The organism is Paenibacillus sp. A3M_27_13, assembly GCF_024213315.1.
Classification (GTDB): Bacteria; Bacillota; Bacilli; order Paenibacillales; family Paenibacillaceae; genus Paenibacillus; species Paenibacillus polymyxa_B.
In genome coordinates, this window is the sequence record NZ_JANAVE010000006.1 from 55,139 (window position 1) to 77,554 (window position 22,416).

Below are 22,416 nucleotides of genomic sequence, written 5' to 3' on the forward strand. Positions count from 1 at the left end.
TCACCTCAGGAAGGTATTCGGTGATTATTGTGATTTCTCCTGCATAAACAAGGCCCCGCTAATCTAAATTGGCAGGGCCGCTTTACCTATTCCGTTTAGAATCCATAGCTAACCCAATAGCTGTTCCTTCAATTCAACACTCCTATTGCTCTCGGCCAGCTTTTCAAGCACTTCTCGAGCATCCCACTCATGAATTGGATTCTCTCTAAGTTGATAATCTTTTATAAATTTTTCAAACATTTCGTAACTCAACTCAAAATCACCAACTTTGAAATGTTCTTCAAAGTTCTTAGTGACTTTTTGAACGTCAGGGTTACTTTGATCAGGATGCAAACGGATGTTAAATAACATACAAAGATTCGTTATAAAATGCTGATCTTCCCGACTAAGCTCTTTTTCAGCACACCACCTATCATATGGTGATAATTCATCTTCTGCTAAACGCAACAATACAGATTTCCATTCAAGCAAAATGTTTATACGCTTCTCAAGCCGAGTTATATCCGGGTTATCCATGATGCACCTCTCATTTTCCAAGTCATTAAAGTATTACTTTGCTACCATAATAAATCAACCATTCAACAACCATCCCTACTCCTTCAGCGATTCCTTTACTAACGACTCCTCTCAATTCTTGGACGATTGCAGACCTTGCGCCTGCTGCTATTTCAGCAGTAGTCAATTCTACTGCTCCTAAGTAACTTTCAAGAACACCAAAAACCTTACTGTTATATTTAATAACAGCTGCCACTGTCTCTGTATCAAAGAATTTTTCCAGAGTCCATCTCGACACAGGGTTATCGATAACATATCTTAATGCTTTAATAGCAATTTCTAGAGCCTTAACTTTCACACCTTGGGTACTAACTTCCCCATCAGGCTGTACAGTAGGAACAGGCGGAGTTACAGTATTAGCTTATATTGTTGGTGCTGTTCCGTATGTAGCATTTACTGAAGATGTTTCTGCAAACGCCGCGAAAGGAGTTATAACAGAGAATAATAAAGCAGTTGCCATTGAACTCAAGATAGTTTTAGCTAATTTCCATTTCACTTATACATACCTCCAATATTTTGTATTTACAACAAAATAATATATAAAAATGAATGTCGAAGTAAGAGGAAAACCGTAAATTTAAATAAACAGTAAGGAAGTCCCATTATGAATTCCTTTAAAATTCTAATATTTAGTAATGACATAAATAAATTTCAAACTATTCTTCGTTCTTAGACATAGTCTTTCGAACTAGAACATGTAAAAATAATGTTGTTTAATGACAAAAATCCCCGGCCAACCAATAAAGGTTATCGGGGATTTTACTACTTAACGATAAATTCAACCTTCGTTCCATCTTTATATTCATCCAATTTGTGACCTACCCACGATCCAGCTCCACGATTATCCTTTGGACTTATGTACTTAATGTCTGCACCCTCTCCACCTTCGGAGCACATCGCCATAGGCCACTCATCACGATCTTTGCCCTTTTTGGTGGGTACACCTTTTAATGACAATTCGCGATTATGGTCTGCTCCCTCACGGTTTATGGTGCATACAGGTGACTTTCCTGCTGCAATGGCCTCTTTGATGTGCTGGGCTGTTTCAGGATACTTGGCTGACGGGAATTCCAATTGCACTGTCTCGCCCGTTGTCACTGTTTTCGATTGCTTAGACACCACAGGAGCCTTGTGGTCTTGCGGAATAAACATCCCGTGTGTAACAGCCCATCCAATACTAATGGCCAGTATTATGGTTACTATTAAGCTTTTCATGTTCTTCAAATTACATCCCCCTAAATATAAAAACAATACCCCACTTAGCATTTAGTAGGGTATTAACGCGATCATTCAATATCTTTTAGCGATGTGTTTTTGTCCCATACTTCCCCGTTATCGGGTTTCGATTGCCCTTTGTGCTCCAGTTATTACTGAAACTATGATCTCGATCTGAGCGGTAATGTGGAGCAACATGAGTACCGTTCTTCTTAGTATAGCCATGTACATATGTACGAGCAGAAGCAGCGCTGATAAATCCAAAACACATGACCACAGCCAATGCAGTTACCGTTAGTTTTTTCAAGATTTTCATTCTATCACCCCTCCCATTTTCAATACAAAAGCATTACTTAAGACCTAATCAGTATATATGTGTTGGGGGATTTTGTAAATAAAAAAAACACCCAATATCCGTAAATAAAGGGTGTTTTTTCTGAAACTCATTTCATTATATTTGTATATTAGCCGTGTTCCCTTCAGGGAGCAAGGGATACACGACTAGTACTCTTCTTATTTATTTTTACTATCCCAAGCATTTGAATCTCATCAAAAGTAAAAGGTTAAAAACGGGTTATGCTAATATTAAAAAGCCTTTTCAATCAATAGAGCCAAAACAAGTGCAATATATATCATTCTAACCATCTTATAAATGAATTGCTCTGTAAGTTTCATAATAAGACCGCCTTAATTAAGAGAGATCCTAGTCGTAACATTATCATACCATACACGCTAGAAATAAAGACAACCAATCAAGAAGATTCATTTCAAATTATTATGTAATATCGAATTTCAAGCGTTGCTCCTTTCCCTTTAGGCGGAGTATTTAATATCTCATCATTTGGCTTTTTTAAGCTATACATTGCATCACAACAGGAAGGATATATGGTTATTCTATAGAATAAATTTCGCTCCCTCTAAATATTTTAAAGTTTATCAATAAACTCTTGGGCTAAACGCTTTGAAGTAAATCTAGGACAGCCTACCATATTTACCATTAGGCCTAATACTCCAGATATGATTGCAATTACAACAGAAGCACCTAAATTCTCAAATAAATAGTCACCTATCATACAGCCCATACCACAAGCTAGACCAAATACAACAGTCATAATTAGACATGTTACAGGAACAAAAAGAAGAAGTAGGCACACGATAAAAACCCAAGCACCAACCCACCATTCTCCCTCTGGCCACCAAGTTCTATCAGCCCATCTACCAGTAACTACACCCAGAAACAAAAGTTCAGCTAGAACAAACCCCTCTGCTAAACCAGCAGTTTTGTAATCTCTAATACCCTCCGCTACTTCTCTTCTAATACTCAATACAATCACCCTTGTGCATTTAAATATCAATTTTTCATTATTATAGAAGTTAACTCTAACAGGCAATAAATCTTAAAAACTTTTAAACACGCATGTAAATATTATACATACAATATTGCTTACACACGCTTAAAAAAACACCCTGACGGCTTTAGCCAGCAGGGTGCTACCGATGCTTTCGGATTGCACAACGGTGCTTCCGTATGTGTTATTATCAGCATAATACAATTGGACTATTTCATTTAATATAGTCTTTCTATATTTATTGCGGCTCTCTCTTCAAGTAGCTTCGTATAGACTTTTGACACTCCCACAAGACTATGGTGTTCTTTGTCCATGTCTGTTTCGAATAATCCTAAAGAAAACCGTCCACCTTTCGGTAGGTTCTAGGGGTACAAACATTTTACCGGGTTGACGACTCTTTTCCTACCATTTAGTGGTCATCAACATGCCTGTAAAAATAGATACATTTAGAATTAATCGTAAATTCGCCAAGCATTTTGTCGATATATATCATTAGCATCATACTGATGCTCATTTATTTTGAAGCTTTTAATTCTATTCTGGAGGCAGCAAGATGTTAACACTCAAAAAAACAATAATAGCAGTGCTATTTATCCTGATGAGCACAGTGTCCGCAGTCGGAACCGTAGTCGCATCAGAACCGAACAAAGTATATGTGGATCTGAGCAACAGCTCAACCAGCGTGATTCCAGGTCAGAGCGCCTCACTTAAAGTCGGAATTCCGTCTGCTGCACTTCCGGATACAAAAGGCATTCAGGCAGCCAAAATCACACTTAGCTACGACGAAAATGTGTTTACGACAGATGGACTTCTGCGTTATGACGATGCACTAGGTAAATATATTTGGCGAGACGACTGCTTCACCCTCATCAGACCCTATGATAACGGAAATTACCGGATCGAAAATCCTTATCCTACTGACCTTAATCCAAGCGATAACAAGAAGGAAATTGTCATCTATGTATCTGGGAATAAAGACAAATGGCTGTCATCAGATTCAGGTGTTCCATTTGTACACCTGTTCCTGAACGCCAAAGAAACTGTGAGCGATTCAAATACATCTATTACTGTCCGCATGGAAAATACTGAACTTCAGGATCAGGACGGCAATGATTATAAAAATTATACGAGCACAAGCGCTAAAATCTATGTAGGTCTTCCTAGAAAGATCGATATTGTTCGGGGCACACTACCGCCAAGCAGTCAAGCTATCTCTATGGAACTGAACCAAGGTATGGAAGTGAACGCATTAGCTCTTTTCGCCAACGGAGATACCACTTACGTAACTGAAGTTGCGAAGTGGGAATCCTCTAATCCTGACATTGTTGCCGTAAAAGCTCACGGCAGCATCAGTGGTGTCAGCTATGGAAAGGCTATCCTTACTGCTACTGTGGGCTCTCTTGTTGGATCACACGAGGTGGTGGTTGGCTCAAGGACAGAGAAGGAGAAGTATGCCCAGCCTGATTTCAATGTATCGGTTACATACGTCCCTTCCTCCGACATAAGCCAGAAAGCTCCGAGGTTTCCCGTAATCGTTAATGGTAAGTCAGCCGAAGAGGGACTTCTAGTCGATGGCAATATGTATGTGCCTCTTTCCTCAGTTGGAAGGCAGCTCATGCTCCCAGTGGGCTACGATTCGTCTAAAAAAGTCCCCACACTAGCTGGCAGGGCGGTGTCGCAATTTAAAGTCTTCGCAGGGACTTCTTACGTCAAAGCCCGTGACATTCCAGTGGTACTTCCGGGCGCAAAAACTTCCTGGGACACCAAAAATAAAATCTTGTCCATTGAGTATTTGATCTAATTTGTTTTTTGTAAAATATAAAAGAATTAGCAGCTATGCCTGGTGCGAATGCCAAGCTCACATGATTTCCCCGAGTTATTCGCACCTCAGATTTTGTCGAAATCGCATGGAATGTGAACAACACCTGAACTTTAATCAGTGATTTTAGTATAATCTAGTTACCATATATACTGTTGTACGCTACCATAGAGATAAAGGCTCTTGGATACGTAGTTTTTTGCTGTCGCACTCTATATGAGTGTGTGGATTAAAATTTATATTTAAATTTAAAGTTTCTCTACTCGACAAGTCGCACTCTATATGAGTGCGTGGATTGAAATATACTGTTCGCGAATCGTGGAGTATAGTTTGTCCGCTGTCGCACTCCATGTGAGTGCGTGGATTGAAATCACTTGCTCCGTTGCGTCATACGAACTGCACCCGTCGCACTTCATGTGAGTGCGTGGATTGAAATTTCGACCTCTCGTACCGTACCCATATCAGATTCGGTCGCACTCCATGTGAGTGCGTGGATTGAAATAAAACTGCTAACTTAGTTTGACTTATTGTGTTTTTATTCGCACTCTATATGAGTGCAAATATTGATACGATAGCTTAGAAATCCCTTATCCAATGAGGATAAATTCCTGAAAACGATACTGAAAAGCATCCCAAAATTTTAAGAAGCCTTACGTGACTTATGAAGTTAAGGCTCAGTAAAAAAGTCCTGCTAACTTTAGCAGGGCTTAAGATATATTGGAGTTATCACTTTTGTTGTTACCAATCTAGTCAATAAACCTTAAAATATTGTCAATGCTATTCCACTTGTGCCCTACCATCAATCAGATGAAACCTATCGGTGCTTATTAGAAATTGTTAGTTAGCAATTGGTAACGTCATCTATAATTTTATTAAGTTCTATAATGCCATATATAATTGCATTAATGCTTATCCAGACCAATAACAACATTTAGTTTGAGTTCTTTTGGACTGTCGTCCTGCCTATGCCCATCATCTGCTGTTTTACCGATACTGGAAGAGCAGCATTCAGCAAATGAATATATGGCTTTATCATACCATTTCAATATTTCACCGAATTCCTTAAAACTTCTATGAATACACTATAACAATTGTTTTATTCGGATTTACTACTGATTTTTCGAGTGGGATATGTCTTACGCTCACCATAATAGCTTATTTTAAAGGGGGGAATTTGGAACAAAAAAAGAGGGTAGGAAAAGTTTCCTGCCCTCTTAAAGTATCGTAATGCATATTATAGATACCTGCGCTATTTAAGTTTATTCTATAATTTCCAGATCAAAGTTTCGTCCATACCAAACATCAAGTTTATACTTCCCAGATGGCAAATCGCCTGTAGAAATAGTAACTGGTTTATTAACCTCATCATCCTCAACCTCTATTTTCTTTCCCCAGTTCTCTGCAACTAAATCATCATAGTCACTGTTGCTACCCCAGACGAACGAATTGAGAAGGTATACTTTTGAAACATCTGAAAGTGAGAAGGTAATATCTTCTCCTTTTTTAACCTTGAATGCTCCACCGTTAGGCTTAATCATTGTGATTCTGACTGTTTTTCTATTTCCTCCGGTATGATATTCTTTATTTGCCTCGCCATTCCTTGTTACTACAGCATCTGCAACTATTTGGAATTTATATATTACTCGATCTTCTAAACTTTTCGGAGATATTATAATTAAGTTATCTTTTACTTCCACCTCACCATCTTTTTCTGTAAATGGGAGGAACGGACCGTCACTAATTGACCATTGAACTATATTATTTGTGGCTTTCCCTTCATTAACTGTAATCAAGCGATTGTAATCAAAAGAAAATTGATCAAGTTCATTTTCCGATGCCGTATATTGTGTAAATATAGGGTTCTCAACAATTGCCTGATTCTCATCTAATACCGTAATATCTTCACTATCATAGTTATTATTCTTGTCATAAACAGTCAGATTGAACTCGAAATTTCTTGGATATTCATAATTATTAATAGCATATGTTGAGAAACTTACCGTTTTATTGGCCTGGACCTCAATCTTTTGAACCTCACCACTCTCAACACCTAATTCAAGAGAGGTCATACTTTCAATATCAATAATATGATTTGAAAAATATGCTACCCCATCACGAGAGCTTGTAAAATAAACTGCCTCTCCAACAGCTACAACTTTTTTAGGAACAGAAATTTTAAAGTCCCCGCTGTTGTTTTCTGGAGTTTGAGGAGTATTATCTTTCTTATCTTCATTTTTGGATTTACCGGATTCATTAGGGTTACTAGAAGAACCCTCACCGCCACCTGATGATGTTGTCCCCTGTGATCCCAAAGTATTCGTCGAATCGCCTACTGTAACTTTAACATCACTACTTACCTTGTCGCCATTTGTCATAGATTTAGGTTTGGTTTGGAAGGAAACATTTTCAGCATTAACTACGGCTTTATCAACAGAACCTAATCCTATTACCTTGGCAGCAGCATTAAGCACCAGAGAGAGAATAGAAGATTCTTGTGCTGTATCTATAGTTGTACCCGTAGCGTTGTCAGCTACGTTTAACTTATCAATTTGTCCGTTTGGAATGTTTACATTAATAGCGAATGCTTCCACGTTCACCGTGTGGAAGTATCCTGTAAGGCTCACATTCGATTTTGCTGGGAGCTCATTTGTTAGAGTAACCCGATCAACACTAGCCCCCTGTGAGACATCCAAGGCTGCGCCCGTCTTAATTTTCACTTCACTTATGGAAGTTGCACCTTCCGCCACCAAACGAACGGTTCCATCCACTTTGTTTACGATGATACTAACTAGCACAGAATTGTTCAGATGAACGCTATGCTCTCCACCGCCGTAAACGTAGGTTTGACCGTGGACTTTGACATTCTTCAAGAATACATCGCCGTTCCCAACGGCTTTCCCGATAATTAAATCACCCGCAATTTCCATATTTTGAAGCGTTACACCCGTTGTGTTGATTACAACATTGCCTGACTGCTTGGCGAGTCCATTTGAAGGTCCATATGTTCCTGATTCTCCATACCAAGCACCAGAATGATTAACAGCACGATCCAGAATCGTGACCGCCTCAGCACGAGTCAACGGTTTTTGAGGCTGAAAGGTACCGTTCTGATAACCTTCAATAATACCAGCTGCCACTACAGCATTAACGGCCTTTTGGGACCAATTGTGTAGAGATGTGCTATCTTTAAAGGTTTTATTTGAATCGGAAGAAGGGATTTGAAGCAATTGGTTTATGGTCACTGCCGCCTCTTCTCTACTTAATACTTGCGTAGGGCGAAAGCTGCCATCTTCGAATCCTTTCATATATCCAGCATAAACTGCATCCGTAACGGTTGGGGCAAACCAATCGTCTTTATCTACATCGGTAAAAGATGCTGATTGTCCTGGCTGTATTTGAAATGCACGATTTAACAAAGCAGCCCATTCACTTCTTGTAATCGGACGATTTGGCTCAAAGCGTGCGTTCGCAACACCTGAAACCACTCCTCGATTGCTCCATTTTGCAACGTTGTCCGTTGCCCAATGGTTCGCCATATCCACATAAGGTTGAGATTCAGTAGAACTGCCCTTCTTTGCTACATGGTGCGAACTGTCAGCCGCCAATATGGGGCTAGCCCATAAGGAGGTCACTAAAATTCCTGCCGTTAAAACATTAACCCACTTCTTCATCTTTTTTGTCCTCTCATGTATGTAATGTTAAACCAAGACTATATACCTAATATTTTAGGTATATAGAATCACTTACCTATTATTGCAAGATTAATCGATGATGTCACTACTTTTTAATCCATAATAGGATTTTTCTTGAACAAATATTAAAAGAAAGACGTCAGTCCGACTTGTTTGTTTATCCTCCCATATTCGTATACCAGTTAACATGATCACGAAACACGTGCACGCCTCTTCTGAACTCCTTCATCATTCCGTTCATAAACAGGAGTAAAGTTTAAGACATACATTCTGTCCTACAAGATTAAAAAAAGAGCCCCCCGAAGGATGGGACTGACCCCCGTTTGTGAGACAGGGATCAAAACACCTTGCAAGTTTAAGCAGCCAGTCGCCTGTAATCCACCGGCGACTGGTTATTTAGTTTCGCTTGAATCCGAATTGAGTTATAGTAGGTGATGTAGTCTCGAACGGTCTGTTCAACGATTGCAGTCGTTGTACACATGAGATCTTCGAGGTAGAACGTTTCAGACTTTAATGTGGAATGAAACGATTCGATGGGGGCATTATCAGCGGGCGTTCCTTTACGGGACATGCTCATGGTAATGCCTTTTCCCTTTACTGCAGCTTGATAAGCCTGTGACGTATATACGCTTCCCTGGTCGCTATGGAGCAGCATACTTGTCCGTTTTGGAAGTTGATTCAGCGTATCCAAAACCAAGGACGTATCTTGCTTGTCCGCTATACTGTAAGCCACAATCTCCCCGTTGTACAGATCTAGAATGCTGGAGAAGTACAACATCTTTCCGCCAAATGGTAAATAGGTGATGTCCGTGACGAGCTTTTGCAGGGGCGCCTCTGCATGGAATTGCCGCTTCAACAGATTTTCTGCTGGATGAGCGGGCTGCCCAGTGGCCTTTCGTTTCTTCATCCTCACGCGGCACTGTAGCCCCTCACGCTGCATCATCCGCTGAACTCGTTTGTGATTCGTTCTTTGCTCTCTCCGAAGGAGTGCGGCGATTTTCCGGTAACCATACCGAAATTTATGACGGATGCAAAGCTGCCGGATTTTCTCTACCGTAGCATCTGTACGCTCTGTCTCCACGCTTGCTTTCCAGCGGTAGTAGGTAGCTCTTGCGATCCCGAGCCATGCACAAGCCTCAGACACCGTCACTTCTTCTCGAATGGACTCGACCCAGGCAATGACGACTTGAGGTTCCACCTCCTTTCCAGTTCCTTGTACTTTTTTAGCAGGTCCAGTTGCTGCTTCAGGAACCGGTTCTCCGCCTTTAATTTTTCGAGCTCCGAAGAGTGTTCCGGACCTTTTCCGTAGCTGTACTGTTTACCCACAGGTTGCTCCAGACGATGCACTTCGCCTTTTCGATACCACCTCATCCATGTTTTTAGCTGTGTCTTATTCCGTATTCCCAATTGCTCCATAACCTCTCTTACTGGAACTCCTGCCAATCTCATTTCAATAGCTTTCATCTTTATTTCTAAGGGGTAACTCACTCTCGTTGCCAACGTAAAAACACCTCCAAGGTTATCTCCATATCTTACGACATGGCTCGATTCTCTTGAAGGTGTTTTGATTTGTCTCACGTTATGGGGTCAGTCCCCCCGGATCCCTTGGGGGTTTCTTTTTTTGTCTTCAAATCATTTTTTTAGCCTGTGGTGATAATAAAATTGTTCAATAGGTACTATTCAATAAGTGCACTTCAATATGTAATTCTTAACTCTGGATTGTCAACACAAAACTGAACAACTCCTATGAGGGCACTTTTTCCGTCCCTTCTTCTTATCTGCTCGTTCTACTAGCCCTTATATTTTCTGTCCAACTAAGAGCCGATCCATCATTCAACACTTTTAACATGTTACTTTAATCTTCGGCAGCCGGATTTTTTCCTGCACTGTCTCTATGAATGCAAGACAACAGAAGATTATATAAAAGATTCTTCGTTTAGGTTGTTAAATAACCATGTTAATTACCCTATAAATGAAGAGCAATTAAAGCGCGCAGTTCTCAACTCGAGTGAAACAAAAAAACTTTGGAGGTTAAATATTATGGCAAAAACACGTGAGTATGCTTCAACTGAACTAATTGCAAGATATCCGTTTAGCGGTTACGTACGGGTATCTAATAGGAGTGTTGGCTAAATGACGATAAAAGACACGGTGGCCCGAACGATTGCGAGGAAAGCAGACGCTAAAGTAGGCGAGATAATAGGTCAAACTACCACTAAGGTAGCTGAGGAGATTACCACCCCGATACCTTCCAATTGGGCAATAGGTGGACTGACCAGCGCTGGTATGGAGACGAGTGTTACGAATAGTTATAGATCCGGATACATCGACGTGTCGAAGGTGAAGAGACTCAGGCTAGAAAATAACACAATTATGTACAGGGTTAATTTATACAACGCGGCGAAGCAGATGCTACGGCAAGCTGCGTTTGATATTAATTATTACACGGTCGATGATGACGTTTACTTTGTAAGAATTGTAGTTGCCGATACAAGCAAAACATCTTATCAAGTCTACGCCGTAGACGTCACAACTACGACAGAACCTATATTTATACCTAGCGCACTTAAATTTGGATTTATGCCAAGTAATGACGCGGCAACTAACGCGGTTGCACTACAAAGGGCCGTTGATGCGGGAGGCATGATAAGGGTAGAACAGCCAGGCATCTACGATATCGACAGAGCGATAAAGATCGGGGACAACGTCACTCTAAATTTTGGTCCAGGTGTCTTTTTAAGGCGCACCACATCAAACGGGTACGTACTCGTCAATAAGGGTGCATTTACTCGTAGTTACAACAAAAACATCGTAATAAGAGGTTTAAAGCTAATATGCAACGGTAAAGAATCCACTGCGGGCTCAGACTTAATTACGGGGTTGAGAGGTCAAATCTCTTTTTTCTATGTTAAAAATCTCTCAATCGAAAACTTCGAATGTCTCGACCTCCTATCCTATAGTTATTGCGTACAGATATGCACCTTCGAGGATGTAATCATAGACAAGATACGAGTAGAGGGAGGCAAGGACGCGGTACACTTTGGTAGAGGCAGTAATTTCGTAGTCCGTGATGGAAAATTTAAAACGTACGATGATCCTATAGCGTTAAACGGGCATGACTACGATACAGGAAATCCACAGCTTGGTTGGATCGAGAATGGCTTAATAGAAAATTGCTACGATTTAGCCGCTGCATCTACGACTGGATACTTCTTACGTGTCCTCGCCGGCGCTTGGGTTGATTGGTTTTCCGGCATGGAGCTACAAAAGTCAGACACGGTGGTAAGTAATGGGCGATTGTACCGAGTAGTCGCGAATCCCGACGGCACTAAGTACACATCAATGACGGCACCTACACACGTAAACGGGACGGTCACTCTCGACGGTAATATTAAATGGGTGATGATACAGGACGATGTTACCTATACGGCAGGTTGTAGAAATGTACACCTGAAAAACATCTACCTACAGAAAAACAGACCCGTCGCAGTTAGTCTCCACCTTGACAAGGACAACTACTCCCGTAGTTACTACCCAAATGCAACACCGCCCATTCAGAAGAACATCATTTTGGAAAATATACACATGCAGACTGACATCCCCCGATTAATCACAGCTACTACTCCCGTCGACACAATAAAGCTTGTAAATAGCGAGATAACGAATACATCAATCGTACTTAATAATATAAGCACCGCGGGTATGACTTACAGCAACACCAACCTTGTTATGATGGGTGTGACGTTCAAGGGTACCGGAGGGCAGAGGTTAGTAAATTGCGCGGGCGGCAGAATGGCATCTGTTAAGGTAGTCGGGAGCGTCGTAGAGAACGCAACCTACGCACCTACTTTTTCGTCCGGCGTTACTATCGTAGCTAAGGATATATAGCCACAAACTAGCGGCCAGGTAGAAATTAGCCGATGTGCTTCAACACGATGATTTTTACTCATTATTTACATGAGAGTGTATCTTGTGATTCCAAGAGTTCCTTATATAGGCTGTTCCCCCCCATGGAGATCAGGAGTTGCATAACCGTTTCAAAGGGCAGCTTTTTCTTTCGGGTAAAATCTTTTTCAGGGTTTTTGACATAAGGTGCTGGTGCGGCTGACATTTCTCGTATGAGGGATGTCAGCGTTTCTTTTAGGGAATTTGCGTACTCATCCATTGGCGTAACCTCCTCGTTTTTTCAAGGGGCTTCGCCACATATGACCATCTTCTTGTCAAGTCTTTTTTTCTTTTTCATGCAAAAAAAGAGCGGGCTATCTTTTCGATAACCTGCTCTTGTTCCTGATTTAGAACCTGCGTCTTAACTTAATGACATTGCCCCGAAGGTTGCTCCTTTAATTGAGAAACAATTTAGCCCAATAATATAAAAATAACCAGAACACCTACACTTGCTAGGATTCCAGTTAATCTTTTTCCAAGTATTTTTTTTATGGGGATGCATACTACACACCATAAGAATGAGGCTAAAATAAATATTAATAATTTGTTTCCTCCTACAGCACCCCACATATCTACATTTGCACCTTCAAAAACATTAAAAATATCCTCCCTAGTTTTTGTCTAATTCCAAAATTATATATCCACTCCCTTTCTCGCTTTTTATCCTGCTTTCCTGGTTACAGAATTCTTTTGTTTAACCTGCAGAATCATTTCAATAAGCTGCTCTCGGTTAATCAAGCGAACGTTATTGGACCTTGCCAGTTTGTATGCTTGCTCAGTGTAATCGCTATTTGTCACAACCCATGCTGAAGATGCACGATAATGAGCTACCGCACCGTAAACCTCCTGAACTGCTTTAAGCCCAACATTTTTACTGTACCGTTTCGCCTGAACTACGATACGCTGACCGCTTTTTGTAAGAACCAAATCAGCACCGTAATCTCCAGCAGCTTGTGTAACCTCAGCTTTGTATCCTTGAGCACTGAACAAAAGTCCTAAATATTTCTCGAATTGACGACCATCCATTTTATCAATTTCAGCGATCCCAGAATTACGTAGTCTTGTTGCAGCAGCCATTTGACGATAAAAGATAAATGCTATGACCATTGCTACTGCTACAAAAAATGCAAAAACAGAGGCACCGATTGAACCCGTAACTGAGTAGATAAAGAAAAACGGGGCTATTAGCGCAATCCCTGCAATAGCCTCTTCAAAAGAATTTTTCTGTTTTCTTCTCCGTCTTCTAGCCATTAATACTTCCCCCTTATTCTGTATATATCGTCAATAAAGTGATTGGAATTAATAGGTAGAAGGAAAGCACGCTACGGAATTGAACCGCGCAAGGGGTCCGACCAGAATGTTTCCAATGGTTAACGTTACCTTGTCGCTGCGCGGGCTATGTAAAAAGGCCGGCTCATTGGCCGACCTAATCACCGAGGCAGAAAGCTATAGTGCATTCCTTATTTGATTATCCATGATACAAATTTACCACATAAAAAGTTCAGTGGCGGGTCATACATCGGTCAAATTCTAATCAAAAACGGTCATTGTTATAGGGACTCTAACTAATGGATATATACTTAATTGCTTTATCAATAGGATTTACAGTTACTCTCATTGATTTACATACGCTAGCAAAACACCTTACTGCTAAATAATCCTTAAATGCTTCACCTAAATACCATTGGTGTGGCATTAAAATTAATTCTCCAGCCTCTCTTATAAAGGTATTGTTTAAGAATGTCCACAACTCAATGATTGATCTTTCAGATGACCTCTGTATCAACTCAATATTGACTTTGTATTCTTTCTCTTCTGAATAATCAATACTCACAGATTTTTTTTTGTACAAACTATATGCAATTTGATTTATTTCTCCAGAGTCGATCAACCTTTCAATAAGACCTTTCGAAATTGCCCTTAATTTACTAAGCATAATTTGAGCATGATCCTTATACTCAACAATTTTACACTCTTCAAAATGCGACCCAATCTCTTGTAATATTTGCTCTCTAGTGTCTTTATCAAAAACTGGAATATGTAAAACAGCATTTGAATCGCCTGTTTCGAATGGTAAAAGAAAAAATTGAGCCAATACTGATAGTTTCTCTTCTATACTCTCATTTGTTTTTATTTTTTTATGCTAGGTCTATCAAGAATAGTAGTTTTGTTTCTAATTTCGATAGTTACTTCTTCCTGATTATTTAAAATCTCTTCAAATAGTTTCATCTTCATTCCTCCTATATATATCACCATAACAAATACTTAGTACTAAGACAAAAAAGAGAACACAAGGATTGAAGAGTAATTGTGTTCTCTTTTTAGGTTATTTAGTTGTAAAAGTCACTTTAGCTCCATTAGCTGGCAAATTAAACCCAGTAGCTCCAGTTACAGAAACACCGCCATAAAGTTTTGCTGAATGGAGCCCTGGGTTGCTGTATACTGTTTCTCCTTGATTTGATACATGTGTAGGAACTCCATTTGTTGGATAATTAAAGGTATCCTTTTGCCCATTAGACCATACTAAAGAAATATTAACACGAGTTATTTAACGGGAATATCCCTTAGTCTTGGCACAACAAATTGATCATACTTTGTCAGTATCTTCGGTTTATTTCTTTTGGGAATGTTATTGTTTTTACTCATTCTGCTCACTTCCATCACGAAAAAAAGCCTATGCGAATGTGCATAGACCTTCGTTTTTAAAGTTGTGTTCCATTTACAGATTGCATCTCAGGGAATTTCCGTTGATATGTTTTGAACAGTACATACTTTTGTAAACCTTTGGATTGATGCAAGGCTTGTTGTGCCAGTTCAGTTGCTGCTGCATGATGATTTGATTTCAACTCCAATTCGGAAAGAAGCGCGTTTTTCATCCAAGGTGTTGGAATCTCGTGAATGATTTTGTGAGCTTCCGCATTATTTCCTTCTTCCATACACACGATAGCTCGATAGTAATTTTTATATGCCAGTGGTTTGATGAATTCGATTTCTTCTTTAACCGTCAAAATTTCTCTTTTATAGAAAGCAAAAACGGTTTTATATAACGCTTGTTTGTGAATTCCTTTATACTTTTGGAGCAATAGGCGAATTGAGTCTTCTACTTCTTCATCGGTTTCATTGGCTAGAGCATAAAATAGATGGTATTCTGGTTTATTCTTACGCGACATTAAAAACTTCTCTATTCTCTTCAAATTAGAATCCCATAATACAGTAAAAAGAATAGGAACATATAGTACGAGAAACATCAGGATAAAAATGATTATAAAAGCTAACACATTATTGATATGTAAATGATCCACAATCATCCACATGACAATGACAAATACAAGTACGACAAGATGTCTTATATTCCAGATCATATAGCCTCCCCTTTTCATGCTGTTGAACATGTTGATTTGTCTTATCAGGATTAATTCAACTAATTTGAATGTAATCCCTTCTTTTCCCTATAAGTAGTAGCTATATGGCCAGCACGAAAAAAGGGAACAGCCAATTATCGACCATCCCCCATATGTATTAGCTTACCCTGACAACAATCTAAACTCCTCTATACATAGATATACAGGGAGAGCCTCTGGCTACCCTCCTATAATAATATGAATACCTTTTACCAATCCACTTGTTTATAATCCTTTAAAAATACACCCGTGAGTGGTCTCTCTGCGTCTTTTCCTTCATAGATTGGATCGCAAATTCTAGCTGCAGCATCATTAAAATCCAATGGTAGATTTATCTCTCGACTACCCTTTACCTGTTCTGGAAACTGATTTGATACCCAGCCAGGATCTACGCTAGTTACAAATATTCGATGCTTTTTATACTCTTTAGACAAGGTTAGGGTCATCATATTAAGCGAGGCTTTTGCCATGTTGGTGTGGACATGATATCCACCTTTTCTTTTCATCTGAAATCGGCCTTCTGCCGCAGATACATTAACAATAAATCGATTTTGATTAGGACTCCTCATCATAGTATCCTTCAACTTTGTATTGAGCAAAAATGGAGCGGTCACGTTGATTAGCTGAACTTCGAGCATTTCAACCATGGAAATTTGATGGGATTGAGCTGTCCATGAATTTTGAAACGAATGATTGTGACTTACTACTCCCATTTCTTGATTAAAAAGCTGTAAATTTTGAATATCTTTTGTTTCATTCGTAGATTTATCAAAGTAAGAGATAGTCGTGCTGTTAGCAAGTAGACGTTGGTTGTCCATTATTTTTTTTTGGAGTTCCACTTCATTTAATTTTAATTCCTTATATTCCTCTTGCGACATTCTTACCGTCTGAGCAGCATTATTTATAATGATGTCTATGTAGGGAAACTCTTTATCTATGAAACGGGCAAACATTTCTACCCTTTCAATTTGGCGAAAATCTAATTCGTAGATATGGATGCGATCTTTCCAATTTTCAAAATCAGGCTCTTGGATATAACGCTGTAATGCATCATACGGAAAACGGGTTGTCAAAATGACTCGTGATCCGTCTCGTAATAGACGTAATGCAGTATGATATCCTATTTTTGTTCGTCCACCTGTAATCAATGCGATGTAAGATTCTAAATGATGCTTGGCTAGACGTTTTTTTTCATTGTATTCGCCACATGATTGGCACAGCTTTACATAGTGTTCATGAAATACAATATTTGATTCTTTACAAACATAGCATCTATACTGTCTGCCATTATCGTTTAATTTTTCATATTTTCTCATTTTATCACCTTAAATATTATTTACACATATAATAACATATGGTACAATTTTCTTACACAGTAGCTTAATTAAAGTGCCCGCCTTTCACGCGGGAGAATGAAGGTCTCAATCCTTTCTGTGTATGGTGATAGTTTAATGAAAATACCTTCCCGTCAAGAAGGAGATGGAGGTCTAACTCCTCCTCACCTTTAAAATTAAAATAGGATGGTCCTTAATTCTTGTTTTCTTGAGGGTTAGGGGCTTTTTTTGTTCTCAATTTTATATAAGCTCAATTCTAACTTATCGTAGCAAATTGGTATGAAACGTATAGCTGACCTAATAAAGTCGGCTTCATACTAGATCTGCTAACAAAGAAATTCCTTAATCATTCCATCATATTAAATGTTGTTTTGTCTTCACGTGCCCAAGCCAATTCCAAAGGTGTTTTTCCATTATCATCTTTAGCCTTAATGTCAGCCCCATATTTTAATAGGACTTCTACTGCTGCTGCATTTCCCTTACTGACAGCTCTATGCAAGGCTGATTGTTTATACTGGTTCCTACATTCAATATTAGCCCCATGATCCAACAGGAATTGAATACCCAAAATGTTATTACAATCCGCAAAATTATGTAAAGGGGGAAACGGTTTCTTTTCGCAATTCACATCACAGCCCAGCTCTAATATATCATTCAACAGAGCTTCATCTTTACAATGAAGAGCGATCCCGAACCCCTTCTTTTCTACCTCTTTTTGATAGATATCCGCATATTCCGTATGTATATAATTCACAATATCACTTGAATATCTAAATGCAATTTCAAGCGGTGTTTCAGCCAACGCACGTTTTCCTACATTTGCCCCTTTTTCTGCTAAAAGTCTAAATGCCTCTAAATTATTGTGTTTACAGCAAAACTGCAAAGCTGTACCGTGATATTTCAAAACCTTATCTAAATTGGATTTACTTGCGTTCGCAACGAGTTCCTTGATTCCTTCCATATCATTCATATAGCATGCAAACACTAGAGTTTCTTTAATTTTCTCGGCTTTTAATGATTTCCGTAAGGTTACTTTACTTTCCTCTCCCTCCGGTTCCAAATCATATCTCTGGTAGATAATCAATTCGAAGACATCACTATCATAAAGCTCTGGATTCATATCGTTTACAATACTATATTCCATTAATTTTCCAGCTTCCACTTTAATACAAAGAATCCCCTTTCCCCTCATTATCATCCCAATCTCATTTGTATATTTTTCAAAAAGAAAAACCGTTATATCACTAACATATGAGACTTCATTTTCAACAATCTTATAATATCCGCTGGTGAACGAATTCTCTGTACCTGATATTAAATAAATATAAGTTTTCCCTTTAATCACAGATTCATCGACAATACTGTTAACCAAATTCTCCACACTTTTCATACATCCATGCCCCCATGATTATACCTTCTTTATTTCTGATATATTAGCATGAAATTCATACGCCAGTAAAAAATCAAACTGATTTTAAACCCATTCAATTAAATTGTGTGAATCGTTATATAATATTTCCCAAAATATAACTTTAATTTCTGTACAATAATAAATAATTTGTAAATTTAGAATTCAATTTTAATGTGTTTTTTTCGATTAGAACTCAACTTTATTATATTTGATATCCGCTTCTCAGATTTTGAAAGGCGGCCCCTCAAAATCTGAGAAGCGGGTATCAAATTTTGAGAGGCGGGTTCTCAAAATTTGATAAACGTAATCGTCTATCAAATTTTGAGAGAGGAGGTATCAAATAATGACAGACCCCCTTTCAGATTTTGAAAGAGGAGGTATCAAATCTTGAAAGTAAAGAAGTACTTATTGAAGTAGCACTAAAAGGAAGTACTACGTATGAATAAGATATTTATCACCACAAGATTAAGGAGACTTACATAGAGACAAAAAAAGAAACTCCCGAAGGAGTTTCTAAAAAATAATTCGATTATAAAGATTTAAAAGAGTATCAAGCTCCTGTGATACCTTAACTACAACTGGAGCAGATAATATATTTCCAACAGCTGTATTGTGCATTTCTTGCCGTTTAAGGGCTATTGCTTTCTCAAGTGACTCACGATCTGGAAACATTTTTGCATCCCATTCAGAAAAACCTATAAAATCGTAATCTTTTATTTTCATATCCTTTTGTACTATCAGATGTTTCCTGGCGCCAAGCAATTCCTTTTCGCAAACAATTGCGAAGTGTCTACCTTTCATGTGACTGTCCGTCTGGTATTGCTCTTGTCTTGTAATTAGTTCTTTCATTTAAATCATTCCTCCGTAGAGTCCCCGCGGTCAGACGGGGACGTAGTTATACGTTCCCCTGACCGGGAGACTTACAGAAAATACAGTTTTAGCTTTTTAGGACGCAAAAAAGGAAGAAAAGAGCATACGTATCCCGTACGTTCGTTTTCTTCCTTAACATCCATTTCACTTATGCGAAAAGCATAGCTGTTCTCCGCTTGAACCATTCAGCAGAGAAAATCATTGATCTTGTAATATTTTTATAATACCACAAAATACAGAAGTATTTCACGTTTCCCCATAGAACGGTAATGATTTCACTAAGGTTCTGTCTGCAGGTTTTGTAATGGAGCGCCCTACAGTGTCTTCTCCCTCATCTTTTTGTTTACGCTAATTTCTGTAAACTATAACCATAGATTTTGCGTAACTTTATTCCAGACTATTCTCATGTCTAGTAGCAAATTTTTTATTACAACTTATACAAACGGTTTTGGCACGCTGGTTGGTATTTACTTAAGAGAACTTGAAAGAGGGAAATATTTAGCTGGAAAACGGCACGTTACTGCTATAAATGGTCATGTAGAGATAAAATGAGGACGTCAAGAGTCGCGCAGCGTTCATTTCAGCCTTGACATCCCTTTCCTAAGGGCAAGGCTGTGTAGATCCCTAAAAGGTCAATGCTGGGGCTGCAAAGCGGCGAGAGAGGGTGGTTTTTTCAATGGATCTTGTGTATAATTGTTTTCACGCAAGAAACATATGCGCCCGTGGTCCAACGGATATGACGTAGGCCTCCGGAGCCTGAGATCGAGGTTCGATTCCTCGCGGGCGCGTCTTTAAACATAAGATACTTGTACGTATCTTTTTATTAGATCTATTTCTCGTTCATCGATTTATTTAAAAAAACACAAGGAGCCACTTTAAAGGTGACTCCTTGTGTTTTTTTATTTCTAATATACGACTTCTTTACTTGCAGCATCTTCCCCATAGAAGGGAGAAACGCTTTTCAGTCCAAGCGCATGCACAACCCGATTAATCGTATCTAATTTGACACTCTGGCTCCCTGCTTCTATTTGGGAGATCCTAGCTTGGGTAGTACTAGCAAGGGAAGCAAGTTTCGTTTGACTCCATCCTAATTTGGTTCTTCGGGCTAACACCATATCTCCAATCATTACAGAAAAAGATGTTAAATAGTCTTCAACTTCAGGAATTTGTTTAGCTTCCTGCATAAAATTTTCGAAGTCCTGCCCTAATTTTTTCATCGTGAAACTCCTTTCAGCCACCATTAATATACTTACTCGGATCTTTTAAAAAATCAGGGATCATACGTTCCGTAATCTCTACCGCCCTGTCAAATTCTGGCGATGATGTTTTCATCTTCATCACTGAGTAAGTGAAGACCAATATCTGGTTACCTTCAAAAATGTGTGTAAAAAAGATGGCTCTGAAAGCCCCTTTGCGGTTCTTTTGGTTTACGCGTAGCTCATACAAAGGCTGATGAGACTTTAGTGCCTTAACAGGCTGTACTAACGTAAACGGAATACCCACATCATCTTCAGAAATTAGATTATGAATAAGAGCTTCAGGAATGCCGTATCTCTGAGCAAACTGTAGAGCACGTGTGATCCGCTGTAACAGCCAGATAGCTTCCGGATTGTTGGCGGCGGCCTGCTTACGCAAGCGTTCTAGTTCATTTAAAACAGGACGTTGTCCTGAATTATCTTTTGCAAACTCAATATATACCATTGATTATATCACATACGATATAATATGCAACTTATCGTATGTTTCTCCTTTCGTCTTCATGTAAGTTAGAAAATGAGCCTGATTAATCAGGTGAATCCATTTTTGTTCTATGAATTCATCTGCACTAGAAGAACCCCTGATATCATTCCAGCTCATGAAGTACCATGATAGGTGTGACACACTCGAACATGTTGAAATACATTTGCCATTTAAGGTTTTTAGCATTGTGTAGTCTACGAGAATTAAGCGGGGGAAATCTCCCGCTTTATCCGCGCAGAGATTCCCCCCTAATATTTGATTTCTTTTTGAAGGAAAATAATTGCCTTCAAACTCATGAATTTATGTCAACATGTAAAAAGTAACCGATTAATATGGATACTTCTTACGGTGCGCATTCTCACATTTGGGACAAAATGCATCACACTGCGCTTATGAATCCCATCTGAGTAATCGTCGTCGAAAAGATTCTGATTTTCATTCTCCGTTTGCATATATCTTCTCACCTTTTAAAAGGTTATTTTAATTATGAATTTTTTCAATATGCCGTTGTAATTCAGCTGTTAATTCCACTTTCAAAATATACTCGCCGTAATCCCCAAATGCACCGATCACGGTCAAAGGAATGGGATGTAGTTCAGGCTTGGCTACAAATACAGAAAAAGAAACTGTAGCTCCAGGTTGCGTTACCCCGATAGTCACTTTGAGAAGGGACAAAAAGAAAGCCGCTGCATTAGCAGTATTTATCCCTAGGGAAGTCCCCTTCTGATCTGGACATACGACAGTATCCCATGCTGCACGACTAACCAACATTTGAGGGGGAAAACCCATACTTCTAGATAACTCTGTGATATCTACCCACTCACCAGCTGCGATTTGTTCATTCATCGATCGAATATTTCGATTTGCAAGAGTTGCCATTAACATATAATTGTCTCCTATTTGTTAAGTGTGTATTTGATCACTTCTGAGTGATGCACTTTTTTCAGCAGGCCTAACATTTTTCACAATGAGGCGTAACTGTCATACAACAAAGAACCTATCATTTGAATGCATGCCACTTTAATCAGCATTACATCCTCCCTTTTTAGTACAAAAAAAAGGAGATGCAATATATGCATCTCCTC

The 22,416-nt window shown here is 39.0% G+C and carries 20 protein-coding genes and 1 tRNA gene; 3 read left to right on the forward strand and 18 right to left on the reverse strand.

Features of this window, described 5'->3' with window-relative positions:
* Positions 1–108: 108 nt before the first annotated feature.
* The 6 genes from NLX82_RS19465 to NLX82_RS19485 all read right to left on the reverse strand — a co-directional run bounded on the left by NLX82_RS19465 (position 109) and on the right by NLX82_RS19485 (position 3,095).
* Positions 109–516, reverse strand: a complete 408-nt coding sequence (locus NLX82_RS19465) for a hypothetical protein (protein ID WP_254348808.1) — start codon at positions 514–516, stop codon at positions 109–111.
* A gap of 25 nt (positions 517–541) precedes the next feature.
* On the reverse strand, positions 542–853 hold the full coding sequence (locus NLX82_RS19470) for a hypothetical protein (protein WP_254348809.1): 312 nt from the start codon (positions 851–853) through the stop codon (positions 542–544).
* Positions 854–916: 63 nt separating this feature from the next.
* Complete coding sequence (locus NLX82_RS27620) at positions 917–1,051, reverse strand: hypothetical protein (protein ID WP_302055902.1); 135 nt, start codon at positions 1,049–1,051, stop codon at positions 917–919.
* Positions 1,052–1,317: 266 nt separating this feature from the next.
* Complete coding sequence (locus tag NLX82_RS19475) at positions 1,318–1,707, reverse strand: NucA/NucB deoxyribonuclease domain-containing protein (protein ID WP_483312063.1); 390 nt, start codon at positions 1,705–1,707, stop codon at positions 1,318–1,320.
* A gap of 148 nt (positions 1,708–1,855) precedes the next feature.
* A complete protein-coding gene (locus NLX82_RS19480) occupies positions 1,856–2,086 on the reverse strand; it encodes a hypothetical protein (protein WP_081376908.1) in 231 nt (76 codons plus the stop codon).
* A gap of 610 nt (positions 2,087–2,696) precedes the next feature.
* Positions 2,697–3,095 (reverse strand): hypothetical protein, encoded by a 399-nt coding sequence (locus NLX82_RS19485; RefSeq protein ID WP_254348811.1) that lies wholly within the window; start codon positions 3,093–3,095, stop codon positions 2,697–2,699.
* A gap of 577 nt (positions 3,096–3,672) precedes the next feature.
* Between NLX82_RS19485 and NLX82_RS19490 the strand changes: the two genes are divergently transcribed.
* Positions 3,673–4,920: an Ig-like domain-containing protein gene (locus tag NLX82_RS19490; RefSeq protein WP_254348812.1), complete on the forward strand. Its 1,248-nt coding sequence runs from the start codon at positions 3,673–3,675 to the stop codon at positions 4,918–4,920.
* A gap of 1,277 nt (positions 4,921–6,197) precedes the next feature.
* Here the strand turns inward: NLX82_RS19490 and NLX82_RS19495 are convergent.
* Positions 6,198–8,609, reverse strand: a complete 2,412-nt coding sequence (locus tag NLX82_RS19495) for an S-layer homology domain-containing protein (RefSeq protein WP_254348813.1) — start codon at positions 8,607–8,609, stop codon at positions 6,198–6,200.
* Positions 8,610–8,985: 376 nt separating this feature from the next.
* Positions 8,986–10,130, reverse strand: a protein-coding gene (locus NLX82_RS19500; RefSeq protein WP_110455586.1) for an IS3 family transposase whose coding sequence is annotated in 2 segments (ribosomal slippage) — positions 8,986–9,857 and positions 9,857–10,130 — 1,146 coding nt in all. Because the reading frame shifts where the segments join, the coding sequence is not laid out codon by codon here.
* Between the two features lie 633 nt (positions 10,131–10,763).
* Between NLX82_RS19500 and NLX82_RS19505 the strand changes: the two genes are divergently transcribed.
* Positions 10,764–12,518 (forward strand): hypothetical protein, encoded by a 1,755-nt coding sequence (locus NLX82_RS19505; RefSeq protein ID WP_254348814.1) that lies wholly within the window; start codon positions 10,764–10,766, stop codon positions 12,516–12,518.
* 61 nt (positions 12,519–12,579) lie between these two features.
* Here NLX82_RS19505 and NLX82_RS19510 read toward each other — a convergent pair whose 3' ends face one another.
* The 7 genes from NLX82_RS19510 to NLX82_RS19540 all read right to left on the reverse strand — a co-directional run bounded on the left by NLX82_RS19510 (position 12,580) and on the right by NLX82_RS19540 (position 19,570).
* Entirely contained in the window at positions 12,580–12,795 is a 216-nt protein-coding gene (locus tag NLX82_RS19510) for a hypothetical protein (protein WP_069011638.1), read from the reverse strand.
* 440 nt (positions 12,796–13,235) lie between these two features.
* Entirely contained in the window at positions 13,236–13,826 is a 591-nt protein-coding gene (locus NLX82_RS19515; RefSeq protein WP_254348815.1) for a restriction endonuclease, read from the reverse strand.
* Between the two features lie 310 nt (positions 13,827–14,136).
* On the reverse strand, positions 14,137–14,670 hold the full coding sequence (locus NLX82_RS19520) for a hypothetical protein (RefSeq protein WP_254348816.1): 534 nt from the start codon (positions 14,668–14,670) through the stop codon (positions 14,137–14,139).
* A gap of 607 nt (positions 14,671–15,277) precedes the next feature.
* On the reverse strand, positions 15,278–15,937 hold the full coding sequence (locus NLX82_RS19525; RefSeq protein WP_254348817.1) for a hypothetical protein: 660 nt from the start codon (positions 15,935–15,937) through the stop codon (positions 15,278–15,280).
* 248 nt (positions 15,938–16,185) lie between these two features.
* Complete coding sequence (locus tag NLX82_RS19530) at positions 16,186–17,292, reverse strand: SDR family oxidoreductase (RefSeq protein WP_254348818.1); 1,107 nt, start codon at positions 17,290–17,292, stop codon at positions 16,186–16,188.
* 364 nt (positions 17,293–17,656) lie between these two features.
* Positions 17,657–18,700: an ankyrin repeat domain-containing protein gene (locus NLX82_RS19535; RefSeq protein WP_254348819.1), complete on the reverse strand. Its 1,044-nt coding sequence runs from the start codon at positions 18,698–18,700 to the stop codon at positions 17,657–17,659.
* A gap of 534 nt (positions 18,701–19,234) precedes the next feature.
* On the reverse strand, positions 19,235–19,570 hold the full coding sequence (locus NLX82_RS19540) for an aspartyl-phosphate phosphatase Spo0E family protein (protein ID WP_254348820.1): 336 nt from the start codon (positions 19,568–19,570) through the stop codon (positions 19,235–19,237).
* Positions 19,571–20,307: 737 nt separating this feature from the next.
* On the opposite strand from NLX82_RS19540, the gene NLX82_RS19545 reads away from it, so the two are divergent.
* Positions 20,308–20,379, forward strand: a tRNA-Arg gene (locus NLX82_RS19545).
* A gap of 117 nt (positions 20,380–20,496) precedes the next feature.
* Here NLX82_RS19545 and NLX82_RS19550 read toward each other — a convergent pair.
* The 3 genes from NLX82_RS19550 to NLX82_RS19560 form a co-directional block, all read right to left on the reverse strand.
* The gene (locus NLX82_RS19550; RefSeq protein WP_254348821.1) at positions 20,497–20,808 is read right to left on the reverse strand and encodes a helix-turn-helix domain-containing protein; all 312 of its coding nucleotides are present in this window, start codon (positions 20,806–20,808) and stop codon (positions 20,497–20,499) included.
* Between the two features lie 13 nt (positions 20,809–20,821).
* Positions 20,822–21,292: a hypothetical protein gene (locus NLX82_RS19555; RefSeq protein WP_254348822.1), complete on the reverse strand. Its 471-nt coding sequence runs from the start codon at positions 21,290–21,292 to the stop codon at positions 20,822–20,824.
* Between the two features lie 519 nt (positions 21,293–21,811).
* Entirely contained in the window at positions 21,812–22,216 is a 405-nt protein-coding gene (locus NLX82_RS19560; protein WP_254348823.1) for a hypothetical protein, read from the reverse strand.
* Between the last annotated feature and the right edge of the window lie 200 nt (positions 22,217–22,416).